Below are 1,100 nucleotides of genomic sequence, written 5' to 3'. Positions count from 1 at the left end.
CGTCGGTGATGATGCTGCCGCCGCCGACCGCGTCCGCCTGGGACTGCCGTGCCCGGCCCAGGCCGTCGTAGATCGTGATGGCGTGGGCGTAGGTGCCGTTGTCGCGCAGCGTGGAGGTGGTTACGGCGGTCGGCTTGCGGACGGTGGTGTCGTAGGCGAACGTCTTGAACGGCTGGTCGGTGGCCGGATCCTGGGAGGCGGTCCATACCTTGGTGACGCGGCCGAGGGCGTCGTAAGCGTAGTGCGTGGTGCGGCCGTTGGCGTCGGCCACGTCCAAGGCGGTGCTGCGGCCCGGATCGACGGTAGTGGTGGACTCAAAGCTTAGGGCGTTCTTGGCGGTAGTGGAAAAGGTCTGCCCGGTGGGCGGGTTGTAGGAGGTGGTACCGGTCTGGCCCTTGGCGTCGGTGACGGAGTCGACACGGCCGTAGGCGTCGTAGTGGGTCTTGCTGGTGCGGATCCAGCCGGTGCCACCCCCGTCGCTGCCCCACACCTCGGTGGCCAGGCCCTTGGTGGGCGCAGCCCCATAGGCACCATCGTCGTAAGCGGTGCGGGAGGCGGAGATGACGTCGCCACCGGTGGCGGTGGGGGCCTTGCCGCAGGTGCCGGCGGTGGTCTTGGTCTGCTGGACCAGACCGATCAGCCACGCGGTGGTGTTGTGCAGGTACGAGGTGATGGTGCAGGTCTCGTCGTCTGGCTTGCCGGTGTCACCGAGAGTTTCGACCTGGGTGGGCAGCCCGTAGGTGTCGTCGTACTGGGTGGTGACCTTGACCGTGCGGGAGGTGCGGGTGTCGTCGGGGTTGGTGCCGCTGGCCGGGGTGACCGTCTCGGTCTGGTCGGTCTGGGTGCGGTAGGCGTGCAGGTCGGGGACGTCGGTGCGGGCGCGGGTGGCCAGCAGGTGCGCCGACGGATAAGAGACAGTGCGGGAGGCGACGGTGCCGCCGCTGCCGTCGTCGTTGGCCTGAGTGTAGGTGAGGGACTCGGCCGTCGTGCCTTGGAAGGCGGGCTTGTCGGCGGCGATGGTGGCGCCGGTGGAGTCCTTGATCGTCACCGAACGCGTGCCACCCCCCGGGAGTGGGTCGCCGTCCATGCCGCGGAAGTAG

At 69.2% G+C, this 1,100-nt stretch carries 1 pseudogene; it reads right to left on the bottom strand.

Annotated elements, in window-relative coordinates:
• Positions 1–1,048: pseudogene (locus AC3EUJ_RS37140) on the bottom strand (sugar-binding protein); the annotation flags it as partial.
• Positions 1,049–1,100: the final 52 nt, after the last annotated feature.

Source organism: Actinacidiphila sp. bgisy160 (genome assembly GCF_057707815.1).
The sequence above is the reverse complement of the archived record's forward strand: the minus strand, read 5'-3'. Positions and strand labels throughout refer to the sequence as shown.